Source organism: Microbacterium sp. NPDC091382 (genome assembly GCF_044757025.1).
Taxonomy (GTDB): Bacteria; Actinomycetota; Actinomycetes; order Actinomycetales; family Microbacteriaceae; genus Microbacterium.
This window is the reverse complement of sequence record NZ_JBIVUD010000002.1, coordinates 118,033-134,325: the sequence shown is the minus strand read 5'-3', so window position 1 is coordinate 134,325 and position 16,293 is coordinate 118,033. Positions and strand designations below refer to the sequence as shown.

18 protein-coding genes are annotated in these 16,293 nt (G+C 69.7%); 10 read left to right on the top strand and 8 right to left on the bottom strand.

All coding sequences use genetic code 11. The features are described from left to right. The first annotated feature begins 1 nt into the window (after nucleotide 1). Nucleotides 2-1,141 (top strand): cysteine desulfurase family protein, encoded by a 1,140-nt coding sequence (locus ACIQLK_RS08070; protein WP_400364056.1) that lies wholly within the window; start codon nucleotides 2-4, stop codon nucleotides 1,139-1,141. After that, on the top strand, nucleotides 1,141-2,103 hold the full coding sequence (locus ACIQLK_RS08065; RefSeq protein WP_400364055.1) for a glycosyltransferase family 2 protein: 963 nt from the start codon (nucleotides 1,141-1,143) through the stop codon (nucleotides 2,101-2,103). Before ACIQLK_RS08070 ends, ACIQLK_RS08065 begins: the two co-directional genes overlap by 1 nt. A gap of 79 nt (nucleotides 2,104-2,182) precedes the next feature. Here the strand turns inward: ACIQLK_RS08065 and ACIQLK_RS08060 are convergent, their stop codons facing one another. Then, a complete protein-coding gene (locus tag ACIQLK_RS08060) occupies nucleotides 2,183-4,060 on the bottom strand; it encodes an ABC transporter ATP-binding protein (RefSeq protein WP_400364914.1) in 1,878 nt (625 codons plus the stop codon). Nucleotides 4,061-4,207: 147 nt separating this feature from the next. Here ACIQLK_RS08060 and ACIQLK_RS08055 point away from each other — a divergent pair, with 147 nt between their 5' ends. Further along, nucleotides 4,208-5,686: an MDR family MFS transporter gene (locus ACIQLK_RS08055; protein ID WP_400364054.1), complete on the top strand. Its 1,479-nt coding sequence runs from the start codon at nucleotides 4,208-4,210 to the stop codon at nucleotides 5,684-5,686. Here the strand turns inward: ACIQLK_RS08055 and ACIQLK_RS08050 are convergent, their stop codons facing one another. Continuing rightward, a complete protein-coding gene (locus ACIQLK_RS08050) occupies nucleotides 5,687-5,824 on the bottom strand; it encodes a hypothetical protein (RefSeq protein ID WP_400364053.1) in 138 nt (45 codons plus the stop codon). It abuts the gene before it with no gap. Between the two features lie 87 nt (nucleotides 5,825-5,911). Between ACIQLK_RS08050 and ACIQLK_RS08045 the strand changes: the two genes are divergently transcribed. Beyond that, nucleotides 5,912-6,460: a type 1 glutamine amidotransferase domain-containing protein gene (locus tag ACIQLK_RS08045; RefSeq protein WP_400364052.1), complete on the top strand. Its 549-nt coding sequence runs from the start codon at nucleotides 5,912-5,914 to the stop codon at nucleotides 6,458-6,460. A 28-nt stretch (nucleotides 6,461-6,488) separates the two neighbouring features. Here ACIQLK_RS08045 and ACIQLK_RS08040 read toward each other — a convergent pair whose 3' ends face one another. Then, the gene (locus ACIQLK_RS08040; protein ID WP_400364051.1) at nucleotides 6,489-7,055 is read right to left on the bottom strand and encodes a copper resistance protein CopC; all 567 of its coding nucleotides are present in this window, start codon (nucleotides 7,053-7,055) and stop codon (nucleotides 6,489-6,491) included. Between the two features lie 135 nt (nucleotides 7,056-7,190). Between ACIQLK_RS08040 and ACIQLK_RS08035 the strand changes: the two genes are divergently transcribed. Continuing rightward, nucleotides 7,191-7,394: a hypothetical protein gene (locus tag ACIQLK_RS08035; protein WP_400364049.1), complete on the top strand. Its 204-nt coding sequence runs from the start codon at nucleotides 7,191-7,193 to the stop codon at nucleotides 7,392-7,394. 21 nt (nucleotides 7,395-7,415) lie between these two features. Here the strand turns inward: ACIQLK_RS08035 and ACIQLK_RS08030 are convergent, their stop codons facing one another. Continuing rightward, entirely contained in the window at nucleotides 7,416-8,339 is a 924-nt protein-coding gene (locus tag ACIQLK_RS08030) for a helix-turn-helix domain-containing protein (RefSeq protein ID WP_400364047.1), read from the bottom strand. A 143-nt stretch (nucleotides 8,340-8,482) separates the two neighbouring features. Here ACIQLK_RS08030 and ACIQLK_RS08025 point away from each other — a divergent pair, with 143 nt between their 5' ends. Together ACIQLK_RS08025 and ACIQLK_RS08020 are read left to right on the top strand one after the other, a co-directional pair. Next, complete coding sequence (locus tag ACIQLK_RS08025; RefSeq protein ID WP_400364046.1) at nucleotides 8,483-8,815, top strand: ATP-dependent DNA ligase; 333 nt, start codon at nucleotides 8,483-8,485, stop codon at nucleotides 8,813-8,815. 17 nt (nucleotides 8,816-8,832) lie between these two features. After that, nucleotides 8,833-9,765 carry a helix-turn-helix transcriptional regulator gene (locus tag ACIQLK_RS08020; protein WP_400364045.1) on the top strand — a complete coding sequence of 311 codons (933 nt, stop codon included), beginning with the start codon at nucleotides 8,833-8,835 and terminating at the stop codon, nucleotides 9,763-9,765. Between the two features lie 14 nt (nucleotides 9,766-9,779). Here ACIQLK_RS08020 and ACIQLK_RS08015 read toward each other — a convergent pair whose 3' ends face one another. Further along, a complete protein-coding gene (locus ACIQLK_RS08015) occupies nucleotides 9,780-10,553 on the bottom strand; it encodes an alpha/beta fold hydrolase (RefSeq protein ID WP_400364043.1) in 774 nt (257 codons plus the stop codon). 8 nt (nucleotides 10,554-10,561) lie between these two features. Then, nucleotides 10,562-11,635, bottom strand: a complete 1,074-nt coding sequence (gene ychF / locus ACIQLK_RS08010; RefSeq protein ID WP_400364041.1) for a redox-regulated ATPase YchF — start codon at nucleotides 11,633-11,635, stop codon at nucleotides 10,562-10,564. Between the two features lie 110 nt (nucleotides 11,636-11,745). On the opposite strand from ychF, the gene ACIQLK_RS08005 reads away from it, so the two are divergent. Both ACIQLK_RS08005 and rmuC read left to right on the top strand, forming a co-directional pair. Next, nucleotides 11,746-12,336 (top strand): 3'-5' exonuclease, encoded by a 591-nt coding sequence (locus tag ACIQLK_RS08005; RefSeq protein ID WP_400364039.1) that lies wholly within the window; start codon nucleotides 11,746-11,748, stop codon nucleotides 12,334-12,336. A 29-nt stretch (nucleotides 12,337-12,365) separates the two neighbouring features. Further along, nucleotides 12,366-13,679 carry a DNA recombination protein RmuC gene (gene rmuC, locus ACIQLK_RS08000; RefSeq protein WP_400364037.1) on the top strand — a complete coding sequence of 438 codons (1,314 nt, stop codon included), beginning with the start codon at nucleotides 12,366-12,368 and terminating at the stop codon, nucleotides 13,677-13,679. Here the strand turns inward: rmuC and ACIQLK_RS07995 are convergent. Next, nucleotides 13,657-13,938 (bottom strand): hypothetical protein, encoded by a 282-nt coding sequence (locus ACIQLK_RS07995; protein ID WP_400364036.1) that lies wholly within the window; start codon nucleotides 13,936-13,938, stop codon nucleotides 13,657-13,659. The genes rmuC and ACIQLK_RS07995 overlap by 23 nt on opposite strands. A gap of 137 nt (nucleotides 13,939-14,075) precedes the next feature. Continuing rightward, nucleotides 14,076-15,065, bottom strand: a complete 990-nt coding sequence (gene glpX / locus ACIQLK_RS07990) for a class II fructose-bisphosphatase (RefSeq protein WP_400364034.1) — start codon at nucleotides 15,063-15,065, stop codon at nucleotides 14,076-14,078. A gap of 183 nt (nucleotides 15,066-15,248) precedes the next feature. Between glpX and fbaA the strand changes: the two genes are divergently transcribed. Next, entirely contained in the window at nucleotides 15,249-16,280 is a 1,032-nt protein-coding gene (gene fbaA / locus ACIQLK_RS07985) for a class II fructose-bisphosphate aldolase (protein ID WP_400364033.1), read from the top strand. The last annotated feature ends 13 nt before the right edge of the window (nucleotides 16,281-16,293 follow it).

The following is a 16,293-nucleotide window of genomic DNA, read 5'->3' as shown; positions in this document are numbered from 1 at the left end:
CGTGCTCTACCTCGATCACGCGGCCACCGGCCCCGTCCGGCCCGAGGTGCGGGCCGCGATGCTGCCGTTCCTCGGCGAGCGCTACGGCAACCCCTCGAGCCACCACTCGGTCGGCGAGGATGCCGCTGCTGCCCTCGACGATGCGCGGCGACGAGTCGCTGCGGTGGTCGGTATGCGGCCGGGAGACGTCGTCTTCACCTCCGGTGCGACCGAGGCGAACAACCTCGCCCTGAAGGGGGTAGCCCTCGCCGCGCTCCTCGGGAGCGGACGCCCCGGCCATATCGTGACGAGCGCGATCGAGCACGAGTCGGTGCTCGCGTCGGCAGAGTTCCTTGAGCGGATCCACGGTGTGACGGTCACACGCCTCCCGGTCGACGCCGATGGTCTCGTGTCGCCCGAGAGCCTCGCCGCCTCTCTGCGGGAGGACACCGTGCTCGTCTCGCTGGGTTACGCGAACAACGAGATCGGGACGGTCCAGGATGCCGCGGCGCTGTCGGCAGTCACGGCGGCGACGCGCATCCCCCTCCACCTCGACGCCGTCCAGGCCGCCGGCTGGCTCCCGCTGGCGGGCACGGGCGCCGACGGGCTCTCGATCGCGGGGCACAAGGTCGGCGCACCGCAGGGCATCGGTGCTCTCGCACTGCGCGGCCGCATCCCCCTGGAGCCTCTCCTCCACGGCGGCGGTCAGGAACGCGACCGCCGCAGCGGCACCGAGAACGTCGCGGGCGCCGTGGGGCTGGCCGTCGCGCTCGAGCTCGCCGAGGCGGAGCGCCGGGGCGCGGCGGAGCGCGTCACGGCGGTTCGCGACGCCTTCACGGCCCGGGTCCTCGCGCTGATCCCCGAGGCGCGTGCGACGGGTCACCCCGTCCACCGTCTGCCGGGGACCGCGAGCTTCACCTTCGCCGGCGTCAGCGGCGAAGCCGTCCTGCTCGAGCTCGAACGGCGCGGCGTCGTCTCCTCGAGCGGCTCCGCGTGCGCGGCCGGGAGCGACGAGCCGTCCCACGTGCTCGTGGCGCTCGGGATCGCACCCGAGGTCGCACAGACGTCGGTGCGGTTCAGCTTCGGTCACCAGGCGAGGATCGAACCGACCCCGCTCGCCGACGCGGTCGCCGCATCGGTGGCGGCGGTACGATCGCGCTGATGAGCACTCCGACCGTCACCGTCATCGTTCCCGGACGCGACGTCGGCGCGTTCGCCGATGAGGCCCTCGCTTCTCTCCGCGCACAGACGCGAGACGACTTCCGCGCGATCCTCGTCGACGACGCGTCCCGCGATCACACAGCCGAGGTGTTCGCCGCGACCAGCGCTGCGGACCCGCGGTTCGCCCTGGTGCGCCATGACGTCGCGCGCGGCCTCGGCGCGTCCCGGAACGAGGCGCTCGACCTCGTCGAGACGCCCTTCGTGACGTTCTTCGACGCCGACGACGTCATGCTGCCGGCCGCGCTCGGCACCCTCGTGGGCAGCCTCGAGGAGTCGGACAGTGACGTCGCCGTCGGCGCGTACGTCCGACTGCGAGCGGATGCCGCGGGGCACTACGCCCCCGGTGTCGTCCAGCCGTGGGTCGCGGCATCCACCTCCCCCGCCCGGCGCCGCACGACGCTCTCGCAACATCCCGATGTGTCGGGGAACATCGTCGCGTGGTCCAAGGTCAGTCGCATCGACCTGTGGCGCAGTGAGGGCCTGCGGTTCACCGAGGACCGGGCGTACGAAGATCAGGTCGTCGCGCAGCAGCTCTACGCGGCGGCATCCGCCATCGACGTCGTCCCCGACGTCGTCGTCCACTGGCGAGAACGGGCGGACGGGACCTCGATCACGCAGCGGCGCCATGCCGTCCCCGTCCTCCAGGATTACCTGGACGGCATGAGCGGCGGGCTCGCGGTCCTCGATGACGCCGGCTTCGCCGAGGCGGCGCGCGCCCGCGTGCGACTGATCCTCGACATGGACGTCCCGGCCCTCGTCCGGGTCGCGGAGCATCACCCCGACGAGACCTACCGGCAGCTCCTCGGCGCGTTTACACGAGGTCTCATCGAGCGAGCCGAGAACGAGGGCGTCGTCCTCGATGAGGCATCCGCTCCGCTGTTGGCCGCGGCGCGGCCGTGGTGACACCGCCTCAGTCGGCGCCGTCGACTCAGCCTGCTCCGTCGACCTAACCCGCTCCGTCGACCTAACCCGCCCCGTCGACCTAACCCGCCCCGTCGATATGCGCCGCGGCGACCTGCTGCGCCGCGAGCTCGGCGTAGAGACCGCCCGCCGCCAGCAGCTCCGTGTGCGTCCCCGACTCCACGATGCGTCCCGCATCGACGACATGGATGACGTCGGCGGCGATCACCGTCGACAACCGGTGCGCGATGGAGAGGGTCGTCCGCCCGCGCGCCGCCTCGTCGATGGCCTCCTGGACGACCCGCTCCGAGACCGTGTCGAGCGCCGAGGTCGCCTCGTCAAGCAGCAGGACCGGCGGGTCCTTCAAGAGGACGCGCGCGATCGCGATGCGCTGCTTCTCACCGCCCGAGAGGCGGTAGCCGCGTTCGCCGACGATCGTGTCGTAGCCGTCCTCGAAGCCGGCGATGACGTGATGGATGTTCGCTGCGACGCAGGCGGCCTCGATCTCGGCATCCGTCGCCTCCGGCCTCGCGTACCGGAGGTTGTCGCGGATCGAGGCGTGGAACAGGTAGGTCTCCTGCGACACGATGCCGATGCGGTCGATGATCGAGGACTGCGAGAGCGAACGGACGTCCGCACCGGCGAACAGCACGCGTCCCGCCGTCGGCTCGTAGAGGCGGGGCGCCAGGTAGAGGATCGTCGTCTTCCCCGCGCCGGAGGGACCCACGAAGGCGACGTGCTGACCCGGCTCCGCGACGAACGAGACGCGGTCGAGGGTCGCGGGACTCTCCGCCCCGGCATCGGGATAGCGGAACGAGACGTCGCGGAACTCGATCCGCCCTACCGGTCCGGGGGCCTCGGTCACGTCGATCGCGTCGGCGGTGTCGGCGATCGCGGGGCGCAGGTCCAGGTACTCGAAGATCCGGGCGAACAGGGCCCGCGAGGTCTGCACGTCGAGCGCGACGCGCATCAGGCCCATGAGCGGCATGAGCAGCCGCGCCTGCACGGTCGTGAACGCGACGACGGCTCCCGCGGTGATGGGGACCGCATCGCCCGTGATGAAGAAGCCGGCCACGAGATAGATGACGGCGGGGACCGAGGACATGATGATCTGGACGACGGCGAAGAAGCCCTGGCCGCTCATCGCCTGGCGCACCTGCAGACCGATCTGGGTGCGGTTCTCGGCGGCATAGCGCTCCGACTCGGCGCGCTGCCGGTTGAAGGACTTCGACAGCAGGATCCCGGAGACGCTCAGGGTCTCCTGCGTGATGGCGCTGAGCTCTGACAGCGACTCCTGCGTCTGCCCGGCGATACGGGCGCGGACCTGACCGACCCGACGCTGCACGAGGATCAGCACGGGCATCATGACGACGGCGATGAGCGTGAGGCGCACGTCGATCAGGAGCATCGCGACCAGCGCCGAGATCACCGTCACGGTGTTCCCGAGGATGCTCGTGACCGTGTTGGTGAGCACGCCGGACACCCCGCCCACGTCGTTCTGCAGCCGGGACTGGATGACGCCCGTCTTGGTCCGGGTGAAGAAGCCGAGGTCCATCGACTGGAGATGCGCGAACATCCGCACGCGCAGGTCTCCGGCCACCCGGTTGCCGACCGTCGAGGTCAGCCACGTCTGTGCGATCCCGAGCGCCGCGCCGAGGACGAACAGGCCGATCATCGAGAGCACCAGGACGCCCAGGAGCCCGAGCTGCGGCGGCGACCCGTCGACGGGGAAGAGCGCATCGTCGAAGATGCGCTGGACGAGCAGCGGCGGAATCACGCCGACCGCCGCGCCGACCACGACGAGGAGCGCGGTGACCGCGAGCCGACGCCTGTAGGGACGGAAGAGGGCGACGACACGGCGACCGAGATCGGGGATGCGGGGTGCCGAGGCGTTGCGCCGGCGCTGCGCGTCCTCATCGATGCCGCGGAACCCTCCTCGGAAGCCTCCGGGCCCGCCCATGCTCATCCCGTCACCATAACCCCGCGCGAGTGCGGTGGACCGGCGGGAATGGCGCGGCACCGGCATCCGTTAGGCTGAACGACTCGCGACGTGCGTGTCGCCCGTGTGCCTTCCGCGCCGACCGCCCCTCCCACTCGAAGGATTCCCGTGCCCCTCTCGGACACCGCCTCCACGCCCACCGTTCCGCCCGTGTCGGCACCGCAGAGGACCGGTCCGGTCATCGCCCTGCTCGTCGTCGCCGCCTTCGTCGTCATCCTGAACGAGACGACCATGAGCGTCGCACTGACCGACATCGTCGCCGACCTCGGCATCACCGTCGCGACCGGCCAATGGCTCACGACCGGCTTCCTCCTGACGATGGCCGTCGTCATCCCGCTGACCGGCTTCCTGCTGGAGCGCTTCCCGCTGCGGACCGTCTTCTTCACCGCGATGAGCCTGTTCGCCGCCGGCACCCTGGTCGCAGCCCTCGCGCCCGGTTTCGGATTCCTGCTCGCGGGCCGCATCGTGCAGGCCAGCGGCACCGCGATCATGATGCCGCTGCTGTTCACCACGGTGCTCAACATCGTCCCGCCGTCGCACCGTGGCCGCATGATGGGCACCATCAGCGTCGTGATCGCCGTCGCGCCCGCGATCGGACCGACGGTATCGGGTCTCATCCTCTCGACCCTCACCTGGCACGCGATCTTCTGGGTGATGCTGCCGATCTCCCTCATCGCAATCGTTCTCGGGGCGGTCTGGGTCAAGAATGTGACCGAGACGCGTCCCGAGGCCCGGTTCGACGTGCTGTCCGTCCCGCTTTCCGCCCTGGGATTCGGCGGACTCATCTACGGCTTCAGCGCGATCGGCGAGTCGGCGTCCGGGCACTCGCCCGTCGAGCCCTGGATCCCCCTCGTGGTGGGCGCCGCCGCCCTCGTCCTGTTCGTCCTTCGTCAGCTGCACCTGCAGAAGACCGACAGCGCACTTCTCGATCTCCGCACGTTCCAGACACGCGCGTTCTCGCTCGCGGTCGTACTGGTCGTGGTCGTCTTCGCCGCGCTGTTCGGCTCGATCGTCCTCCTTCCGATCTATCTGCAGCAGGTGCTGGGACTCGACGTCCTGGGCATCGGCCTGATGCTGCTTCCCGGCGGCATCCTCATGGGCGTCATGGCGCCCTTCGTCGGCAACGCCTTCGACCGCGTCGGGCCGACGCCGCTCGTCATCCCCGGCATGGTCATCGCGGCTGCGGCGCTGTGGGGCATGACCTTGTTCGACGTGAACACCACGGTGCCGTTCGTCATCGGTGTGCACCTCCTGCTCAACCTCGGCCTCGGCCTCACCTTCACGCCGCTGCTGACGTCGGCGCTCGGCTCGCTCCCCCGGCGGTACTACCCGTACGGGTCGGCGACCGTGGGGACGCTCCAGCAGGTCGCCGGCGCGGCCGGCACCGCCCTGTTCGTCGCGATCATGACCGTCACGACGGCGGCCCGACTGGCCGACGGGACGGACGAGGTGCTGGCGAAGGCGGACGGCGTCCACGCGGCCTTCGTCATCGGGGCGATCGTGGCCAGCGCAGCGGTCGTGCTGGCGCTGTTCGTGCGGAAGCCTGCGGAATCGGACGCCGGCGAGTCTCCCGCCATCGCGCACTGATCAGTCGGTGCTGCAGCACCCTCCGCCGCAGCACGTCGCGCCCTCGTCCACGAGCTCGACGGCGTTCGTCTGCTCGGTCGCGTTCGGAAGCGTCGAGAGCGGCTGCAGGGTCGGGGTAGGCAGGTTCGAGGTGGCCATGGCGTCCATGCTACGCCCGCCTAACCGGCACCGGCGCGAGGGTCAAGGGCCTGAAACGCGCGCGGTCCGACGCCTATCGTCGGGGCCATGAGCACCCTGAGCGGAAAGCGCGTCGCGTTCCTCGCGACCGACGGATTCGAAGACAGCGAGCTGACCTCCCCCTGGGAGGCGGTGACGGATGCCGGGGCGACCGCGGTCATGATCGCCCCCGAAGCGGGAACCATCACGGGCAAGAACGGGCACGAGCAGCCCGTCGATGCCATCTCCGGTGACGCGAACGCGGCGGACTATGACGCCCTGGTCCTCCCCGGCGGCGTCGTGAACGCGGACGACCTGCGGCTGGACACCGCAGCCGTGCGGTTCGCGCGCGACTTCTTCGCGCAGCACAAGCCCGTCGGCGCCATCTGCCATGCCGCCTGGCTCCTCGTCGAGGCCGACGTCCTCGGCGGCCGCACGCTGACGAGCTACCCCAGCCTGCACACCGACCTGGTCAACGCCGGAGCCACCTGGCAGGACGAGGAGGTCGTCGTCGACGCCGGCCTCGTGTCGAGCCGCACGCCCGATGATCTCCCCGCGTTCAACGCCAAGCTGGTCGAGGAGATCGCCGAAGGGCCGCACTCGGCCCAGACCGTCTGACGACGAGCATCACGCCCCCGACGCCGACTCAGTCGCGTGTCGGGGGCGTCGCGCGTCGACGGGCGGCCGCGACCGCGACGATCACGACGACGACCACGATCACGACGATGCCGCCGACGACGAAGGGGACCACCGACGTCGCATCGGCGCCGGGCTGCGGCGTCGCCTGAGACGTCTGCAGGGGCGTCGCATCGCCGACGGCGAAGGGGATCGTTCCACTGATCGGGTGCCCGTCGCTCGAGACGACCCGCCACTCCACGAGATAGCCCGCCTCGGGCATACCGGTGGCGAGGGGGACAGTGAGCGTGTTCGTGTCGATGACGGGCGTGCCCTCGGCCCAGTCCTTGCCCGCGGCATCCACCACGACGACCTCGGAGCCCTCGTGCATGATCGCTGCCGAGTAGGTGAGCACGACGGACGTGGGCGCCGTGCTCAGCTGCTCGTCGGCCGACGGGGTGCTGCCGATGAGCTCATCGTGCGCGAAAGCCGGGCCGGCCAGTCCCAGGATCAGGAGCGCCGCGACGCCGGCAGAGGCCGCCGCGATGCGGGAGAGAGCGGAGCGGACGGGGTTCGGGCGGGGCAGGACAGCGGGCATGCCTCCAGCGTGCCACCGGACGCTATGTGCCGTCTGCGCCGACCTATCGCTCGGTCGGCGCAGGAGCAACCCCCGGGCGCCGCATCGGACACGCGCCTACCGTGGTCGTCACGACATCCCGGAAAGGACGCCGACGTGGACATCGACGACAGCACGACATCGACAGACCCGGAAGACCGCTCCCCTGACCTCGAGCAGCCTGAGGACCGCGGCGCGCCCTCCGCGGAGTCCCACTACCTGGTGAGCGAGCACGACGGGGTCACCCGGGTGGACATCGCCGACGATGCGACGTTCCGCCCCGGCCCGGGCCAGGGTCAACCCGAGGCTGAGGCGGACTGAGCGACTGCCTTCGGGCGGATCTCAGACGCCGAGCAGGTCCTCGGGGGTGGTCCCGTAGGCGGCCAGGTGATGCTGCCGGAGGGCAGCGGCCGTGAATCCCCAACGCAACGCGATCTTGCCGAGGTCCTCGACCGAACCGATCGCCGTCCGGATCATCTCGGCGCGCGCCGCGTCCAGCCTCACGGCGGTGAGATGATCCATCGGCGTGCGCCCGGCCACGGAGTGCGCCCGGAAGGCGCGATGAAGCGCCGCGCTTCCGACTCCGGCGGCCGCTGCGGCGTCGTCCACGGTGATCGGCAGAGACGCGTTCTGCTCGAAGAACGCGACGGCGGCGCGGTAGGCCCGCTGTTGCTGGGCGACGGTCTCTACGCGGTCGGCCCGATCCCCGATGAGAGGGAACGCCTCGAGGGTGGAGACCGCGATCGAGCGGAACAGCGACGCCCTCGCGAGGTCGTTGTCGAGAGCGTCGCCGGCGGCGAAGGCCATCGCCGACGCCGACTGCCACGCGCGCAGCAGCGTCGGGTCGGCGGCGCGCGTGCCGTCGAAACGGACCGTCACGGTGTCGTCGTTGTAGACGGTCCGCGCGAGGTCCGTCAGCGCGTCGATGGGTAGGGCGACGACGCGGACGCGGGTGTCCTGGAGCCGGCAGGCGAGGGTCGAGCCCGGCTGGAAGAGGACCGGGGTCGCCGCGTCACCGCGTTCACCGTCGATCTCCCATTCGTAACGCGCGTCGCTGTGGACCACGATGACGGCATCAAGGTCGCACGCGGCGCTGTAGCCGCCGCGGATGTTGAGATTTCGGAGACCGAACCGATCGTCGCCGACGCTCGATTCCTCGAACACGAGGTCCTGGGCCTCGAGGTCGACGCTCCCGTAGCTGCGGGTGATGTACGCCTCAGCCTCGCCGAGATCGGCGGAGCGGAAATGCTCACGAAGCGCGGGCACGCTGTCCTTCTCTTCCCCAGTCGGCTGCGGTCCGACTGCACCTGGTCCGACCCTACGTGTCGCACGGGAAGGACGGCCCCTTGTGTTTCTGCGCATTGCGGATCGTGTGCGCATAATGGATATCACGACCCCGAGAGGACACAGTGGGCAAGTTCATCTACAACGACCGCATCCGCGCCGAGTTCGAGGATCGACTTCTCGCGCATCTGCAGCTCGTGATCACCACGAAGCTGCGCCGTGGCGAGGCCTTCACGTTCATGTGGCGCAACGATCAGAGCCTCGGCGACGGTCGGCAGGTGGTGTGGCTGCACCCCGGCGCGGATCTGAACTGGCAATACTTTGGAAGCCGCCAGCCGTCGCTCAACCCCGCATGGCTGGACGCACTCAGCCACGTCGCCAATTCCCCGTCCGGCCTGTACGTCATCCCCGAGCCGCAGGGTTCCGCCACCCGCGCTCCCAGCGAAGCGCTGGAATGACATCGGAGAGATGACCCATGCCTCTTGACCCCGAGCTTCACGTCGTCGACGTGACGCGCGAAGCTCACGACCCCGGCGCCGCGGCCGTCCTGCTGCGAGAGGTCGCCGCCGGGGCATCCATCAGGGAGACGGACGGCGCCTTCTCGCTCCGCCAGCGGATCGTGGGCGATGAGCGACTGAAGGTCTCGCGGTTCCGGACGACCGGTTTCCTACACTCGCACATCGACGTTCGGGGGTACGTCGGCGTGGCGCGTCTCGATGACGGCGGACTCCGCGCGGAGTCGAACGGGTCGCGGGTCGATGTGGACGCGCCGTTCCTCCTCAGCCCGGGCACGGCGGAGACGTGGTCCTCCTCCGTCAATGCCGAGGTGGTCGGGATGGGACTCCCGGCTCTCGGGGCGTTCACGGGACTGGACCTCGACGCCCGCGGCCGGTTCCCGCACTCCGGCGCGTTGACGCCGGAGCTGCAGCGCCATTGGGAATCGACGATCACCCACGTGGGGCGGATCTTCGACGACGAGACGCTGCTTCACAACGACCTGATCCGTCAGGCGGCGGTCGACGCCGTGTTCGCCGCCACCGTCAGCACCTTCGGCATCCATGCGGATGTCGAGGAGACGTCCGTCGGCTCGCGAGGCCTCCGTCGAGCGGTCGCGTTCGTCGACGACAACCTCGGCGAAGCGCTGAGCGTCGCGGACATCGCCGCGGCGTCGAGGCTCAGCGTCCGAGGGCTGCAGAGCGCGTTCCAGCGCACCTTCGGAGTGACGCCGGCGACCTACGTCCGCACCGAACGGCTCCACGCCGTCCGGCAGGACCTCGTGAGGGCGGATGCCGACGCCACGACGGTCGCCGAGGTCGCCCGGCGCTGGGGATTCGCACACCTGCCGAGGTTCGCGCAGCACTACCGATCGGCATTCGGCGAATTGCCCCACGAGACGCTTCGACGCTGACGCGTCGAAGGGCGTCAGTCCCAGCCGAGGTAGTCCTCGATCTGGAAAGCCGTCTCCCCCGGGTGCGTCATCGGGAAGAGGTGCCCTGCGTCCGGCAGCCGGACGACACTCGTCCGATCCGCGGCGGTCGCCTGGAGGTCGTCGCCGTTCGCAGGCGGGGTGATGGGATCGTCGGCACCCTGGATGATGAGGATCGGAAGGGATGCGGCGAGACTCGCCCATTCGGTCACCGGAGTCGAGGCGAGCGCCGCGCTCTGCAGTTCCTCGACGTCGAGGTCGCGCGAGCGTGCGAAGACGTCCCAGGCCACCGGAATCGAGATCCCCGGCCCGACGAGCGCGCGGACGGCGTCGGGGTCGGGTGCGTCGACCGGAGCGGAGAATGCGCTGCGCAGCGCACGAGCCGCGTCGTCATCGAGCGCACGGGCGGCTTCGACGCCGAGAAGGAGGACGCCGTTCGCGCGGCCCGGGTGATCCAGCGCCACGGTGCGAGCGACGGCACCGCCGAACGCGTGACCGCCGATCCACGCGGAACCGATCTCGAGGTGGTCGAGGACGTCGACGACGTCCGTCGCGAGATCGTGCATGGAGGCCACATCGCCGCCGGGCCGGCGCGACCCGATGCGGACGATGCGGAAACCCTCCTCCTCGAGGATGCTGGCGAGACCGCCGAGGTAGGCGACATCCAGCCCCTGCGCGGGGAGCAGGACGAGGGCGGGACCGTCCCCCTCGTCGATGAACGGAATGGCACGAGCCTCGGCGTCGAACACCTGGCGCTGAATCTGTGTCATGGGGATCCTCAGTTGTTGAAGCGGAACTCGACGACGTCGCCGTCCTGCATGACGTAGTCCTTGCCCTCGAGACGCGCCTTGCCCTTGGCGCGCGCCTCCTGGACCGACCCCGCCGCGACGAGGTCCTCGAACGAGATGACCTCGGCCTTGATGAAGCCCTTCTCGAAGTCGGTGTGGATGACGCCCGCGGCCTGCGGCGCCTTCCAGCCCTTGCCGATCGTCCAGGCGCGAGCCTCCTTCGGGCCCGCCGTCAGGTAGGTCTGCAGGCCCAGGGTGTCGAATCCGACGCGCGCGAGCTGGTCGAGGCCCGACTCGTCCTGACCGGTCGAGGCGAGCAGCTCCGCCGCGTCCTCGGGGTCGAGCTCCGCAAGCTCGGACTCGATCTTCGCGTCGAGGAACACGGCCTGCGCGGGCGCGACGAGCGCGGCCAGTTCGGCCTTGCGCGCGGCATCCGTCAACACCGCCTCGTCGACGTTGAAGACGAAGATGAACGGCTTCGCGCTGAGCAGGCCCAGCTCGCGGATGGGCGTCAGATCGATCCCGGATGCCGAGAGGAGCTCACCCCGCTGGAGCGCCTCCTGCGCGGCCTTCGCGGCCTCGAGGACCGACGGGTCGAGCTTCTTGCCCCGGACTTCTTTCTCGTAGCGCGTGATCGCCTTCTCGAGCGTCTCGAGGTCGGCGAGCTGGAGTTCGGCGTTGATCGTCTCCATGTCGTTCTTCGGGTTCACAGCGCCGTCGACGTGCACGACGTCGTCGTCGGCGAACCCGCGCACGACCTGCGCGATGGCGTCGGCCTCGCGGATGTTGGCGAGGAACTTGTTGCCGAGCCCCTCACCCTCGCTGGCGCCGCGCACGATGCCGGCGATGTCGACGAACGACACGGTCGCCGGCAGGATCCGCTCCGAGGAGAAGATCTCGGCCAGCGTGTCGAGGCGAGGATCGGGCAGGTTCACCACGCCGACGTTCGGCTCGATCGTCGCGAACGGGTAGTTCGCCGCGAGCACGTCGTTCTTGGTGAGAGCGTTGAAGAGGGTGGACTTGCCGACGTTGGGCAGTCCGACGATTCCGATGGTGAGAGCCACGGGCATCCACTCTACGCGGCGGGCGGCGAGAGCCCGCGCCGGGATCCGGGTGAGACCGGGACACGGCGCGCCTCCATCGCTGGGGCGGCACCCGCGGCGAGGGTGAAGGCATGGGTCTGGACTTCACCGCGATCGACTTCGAGACGGCGAACTCCTCCAACGCCTCCGCCTGCGCGGTCGGGCTCGCCCGCGTTCGGAACGGTCAGGTCGTCGCGTCCGAAGGGTGGCTCATCCGCCCGCCGGCAGGACACGACCGGTTCTTCGAGATCAACGTCGGCATCCACGGGATTCGTGAGGACGACGTCGTGACGGCGGACACCTGGGCCGATCAACTCCCCCGCCTGCTCGACTTCGTCGGCGGCGACATCCTCGTCGCTCACAACGCGGGCTTCGACATGCGGGTGCTTCGCAGCGCGTGCGAGGTCACAGGCCATGTCGCACCGCCCGCGCGGTACCTCTGCAGCCTGCACGTCGCGCGGAAGACGTACGATCTGCCGTCGTATCGGCTGCCGTTCGTCGCCGCGGCCGCCGGACACCTGGACTTCCCGCATCACGATGCGACCGCCGATGCCCTCGCCTGCGCCCACATCGTGATCGACTCCGCCGCGCGCGCCGGCGCACAGGATCTCGTGGAACTGGCGATGCTCCTCGGCGTCCGAATCCCGCAGATCCCGCATCCCGTACCGGCCTCGGCGGCCTGACCGGGCCCAGGCCGCGCGGCACACTCCGGATGTCGGTGGCCTCCGGCACGATGAGGGTCATGGATGCCGCCTTCGTCACCGCCCTCGCTCTCGCCTGTCTCGTTGCGGGCGCGCTGGCGGCGGGTTCGTTCGTCGCCGCGCGCGAGGCGAACCGCCGCGTCGCACTGCAGGCGCGCGCATCAGCCGCCGAGTCGGCCAAGGACGCCCTCCAGACGCAGCTCGATCAACAGCGGGCCCTCCATCGCGAGGTGACGAGCCGGGTGCACGCCGAGCAGGCGGCGCGCGACGAGCGCGAGCGGCGCGAGCAGACGGTCCTTCGCGCGCTGGCCCCCGTGCAGGAGACCCTCTCCGCCATGCAGCAGAAAGTCGACCATCTCGAGCGGGACCGACACGAGCAGTTCGGCTCCCTCGCCGAGCAGTTGCGGCGCGCTGCGGAATCCGACGATGCCCTTCGGGCGACGACCGAATCGCTCGCCGGCGCGCTCCGCTTCAACGGAACACGCGGGGTCTGGGGCGAGACGCAGCTGCGCCGCATCGTCGAGTCGGCGGGCCTCACGCGATACGTCGACTTCGATACGCAGACGTCCGTCTCCTCGGATGCCGGGAGTGGACGACCGGACCTGATCGTCCGCCTCCCGGGGCAGAAAGCCCTCGCCGTCGACGCGAAAGCCCCCTTCGATGCCTATCTCGAAGCGAGCGCGATCCCCGTGACCGCGGTCGGCGAGGAAGCGGCGCGACGATCGCGGCTGCTGGCGAGACACGTCGCCGCCGTCCGCGCTCACATCGACGCCCTCGCCAAGAAGCGCTACTGGGCGGGGATGCCGTCGAGCCCGGAATTCGTCGTCTGCTTCATCCCGAGCGAGTCGCTGCTGGCAGCCGCGCTGGAGGAGGACCCGGCCCTGCTCGAGTACGCCTTCGGAAGGCGGGTGGCGCTGGCGTCACCGGTGAACCTCTGGGCCGTCCTCAAGACCGTCGCCTACACGTGGACACAGCAGGAGGTCTCGACCGAAGCGCGCAGACTCTTCGATCTGGGGAACGAGTTGTACCACCGGCTCGGGTCACTCGCCGGACACGCCGACGACCTCCGCCGCGCCATCGAGCGCACCGTCGACAGCTACAACCGGTTCGTCGGATCGCTCGAGACGCGTGTCCTCGTCAGCGCGCGGAAGTTCCCCGGGATCGACGACACACAACTCGAAACGCTGTCGACTCCGCAGCCGATCGACTCGACCACGCGTCGACTGACCGCCCCGGAACTCCTGGACGACCTGCCGCACACGGCGGATGTCGGCGATTTGCGGGACCGACTGACAGAAGAGGTCAGGCGGGGAAGAACGTCATGAGACCGACGACGCCGGCGGACACGGCGACGAACGCGCCGATCATCCACCATGCGCTGATCTCGTGCCCCGGAGGCATGCGACGCCGCAACAGCACGTCGGGCCGGCGAGCGGGATCGTCCACCACGGGAACCTGAGCGGTCACCGGACGCACTCCGCCGGTCGCTTGACCGACGATGGGGATCTGCCCGGTCGGCGTGGCCGGGAAGTGGCCAGTGAGCGAGAGTTGACCCGTTCGCGGATTGCTGGATGCGGTGGACATGGGACTCCTGACAGGGCGGTGGCGAGTGCCGGGGACAGCTGACACCATCGCCCATTGTGCCAGAGCGCGTGCGATCGATCCTGGGTTGACGCCTCGCGCGCGTGTCCGCTACGGCGATCCGCAGCTCGGATCGAGCGTCACAGCCACTTCGAGGTCAGGTGCTCCGAAGAAATCCGCCGGAGGGTTCCCGACGCCCCGCGCAGCACGACGCTCTCGGTGTAGACGAAGTCTCCGGCCCGACGTACACCGCCGACGAGTTCGCCGTTCGTGACGCCTGTCGCCACGAAGAGCGTGTTGTTCCCGCGGACCAGATCGTCCGCCTCGTACACGTGGCCGTCGAGCGTCAGACCGGCGTCGATGCCGCGCTGTTTCTCATCGTCGTCGCGGGCCCACAGGCGGCCCTGGATGTGCCCGCCGAGCGCCTTGATGGCGCAAGCGGTCACGATGCCCTCCGGGCTGCCCCCGATCCCCACGCACATGTCGGTACGGGCGTTGTGACGCGCCGCATTGATACCGCCGGCGACATCGCCGTCACTCATGAGCCGAGTGCCGGCCCCGGCATCCCGGATCTCGTCGATGAGCTGCGCGTGCCGCGGGCGGTTCAGCACCGAGACGACGAGCTCGTCGACAGGCTTGCCCAGCGCCTTGGCCAGGCGATGGATGTTCTCGGCGATGGGCAGTCGGATGTCGACGACCCCGACGCCGGCAGGTCCGGTCACGATCTTGTCCATGTAGAAGACGGTCGATGCATCGAGCATCGCGCCGCGGTCGGCGACCGCGATGACGGAGAGCGCGTTGTTGCGTCCCTCGGCGGTCAGCGTCGTACCGTCGATGGGGTCGACGGCGATGTCGCACTGCGGCCCTCGGCCCGTGCCGACGCGTTCTCCATTGAACAGCATCGGGGCGTTGTCCTTCTCACCCTCACCGATGACGATCACGCCGTCGAAGTTCACGGTCGTGAGGAACGCGCGCATCGCGTCGACCGCGGCGCCGTCGGCGAGTTCCTTCTTTCCCCGTCCGATGAAGGGGACCGAACGGATCGCGGCCGCCTCCGTCGCGCGGACGAGCTCCAGCGCGAGGTTGCGGTCGGGGTGCAGAGGACTCATGTCGGCAGTCAGGCTCACCATGGCCTCAGCCTAGGACCGTCGGCTCCCCCGACCTTCTGTTTCTCCCCTCGCCGGCGCGGAGGAAGCGGGATTCTTTCGTATCCGGAAGGGTCGGGGCTCGACCGAGGGCAGAGCTCGCTCGGAAGTGCGCGGCATCCCTTCGATAGAGTTGCTGCGAATCACCGACTTCTCCGAGGAGCTGACATGCCCGTCGCCACACCCGACCAGTACGCCGACATGCTGGACCGCGCGAAGGCAGGCGGCTTCGCCTACCCCGCGATCAACGTCTCGAGCTCGCAGACCATCAACGCCGTCCTCCAGGGCCTGACCGAGGCCGGCTCCGACGGCATCCTGCAGGTCACCACGGGCGGGGCCGACTACTTCGCCGGGCATACGGTGAAGGGCCGCGCCACCGGCGCGCTGGCGTTCGCCAAGTACGTCACCGAGGTCGCGAAGAACTACCCGATCACGGTCGCCCTCCACACCGATCACTGCCCGAAGGACGCTCTCCCCGGTTTCGTCCTGCCGCTCATCGAGGCCTCCGAGGCAGAGGTCAAGGCGGGCCGCAACCCGATCTTCCAGTCCCACATGTGGGATGGCTCGGCCGTTCCCCTCGACGAGAACATCGAGATCGCGAAGGACCTGCTCCCCCGGATGAAGAACATCAACGCCATCCTCGAGATCGAGGTCGGCGTCGTCGGCGGCGAGGAGGACGGGGTCCAGCACGAGGGCTCCAACGACGCGCTGTACACCACCGTCGCCGACGTCACGAAGGCCGTCGAGGCGCTCGGGCTGGGCGAGAACGGCCGTTACATCTCGGCCCTCACCTTCGGCAACGTCCACGGTGTCTACAAGCCCGGCGGCGTGAAGCTCCGTCCCGAGCTCCTCGGCGAGATCCAGGAGGGCATCGCCGCACACTTCGGCACCGGCCCCAAGCCCCTCGACCTGGTGTTCCACGGCGGCAGCGGTTCGTCCGACGAGGAGATCGCCACCGCTGTCGCGAACGGCGTCGTGAAGATGAACATCGACACGGACACCCAGTACGCCTTCACGCGTTCGGTCGCCGGCTTCATGCTCGCCAACTACGAGGGCGTTCTGAAGCTCGACGGCGAGGTGGGCAACAAGAAGCAGTACGACCCGCGCGCGTGGGGCAAGGTGGCGGAGTCCGCGATGGCCCAGCGCGTCGTCGCTGCCACGCAGCAGCTCGGCTCGGCAGGCAAGTCGCTCGGCGCCTGACCTCAGCCATACG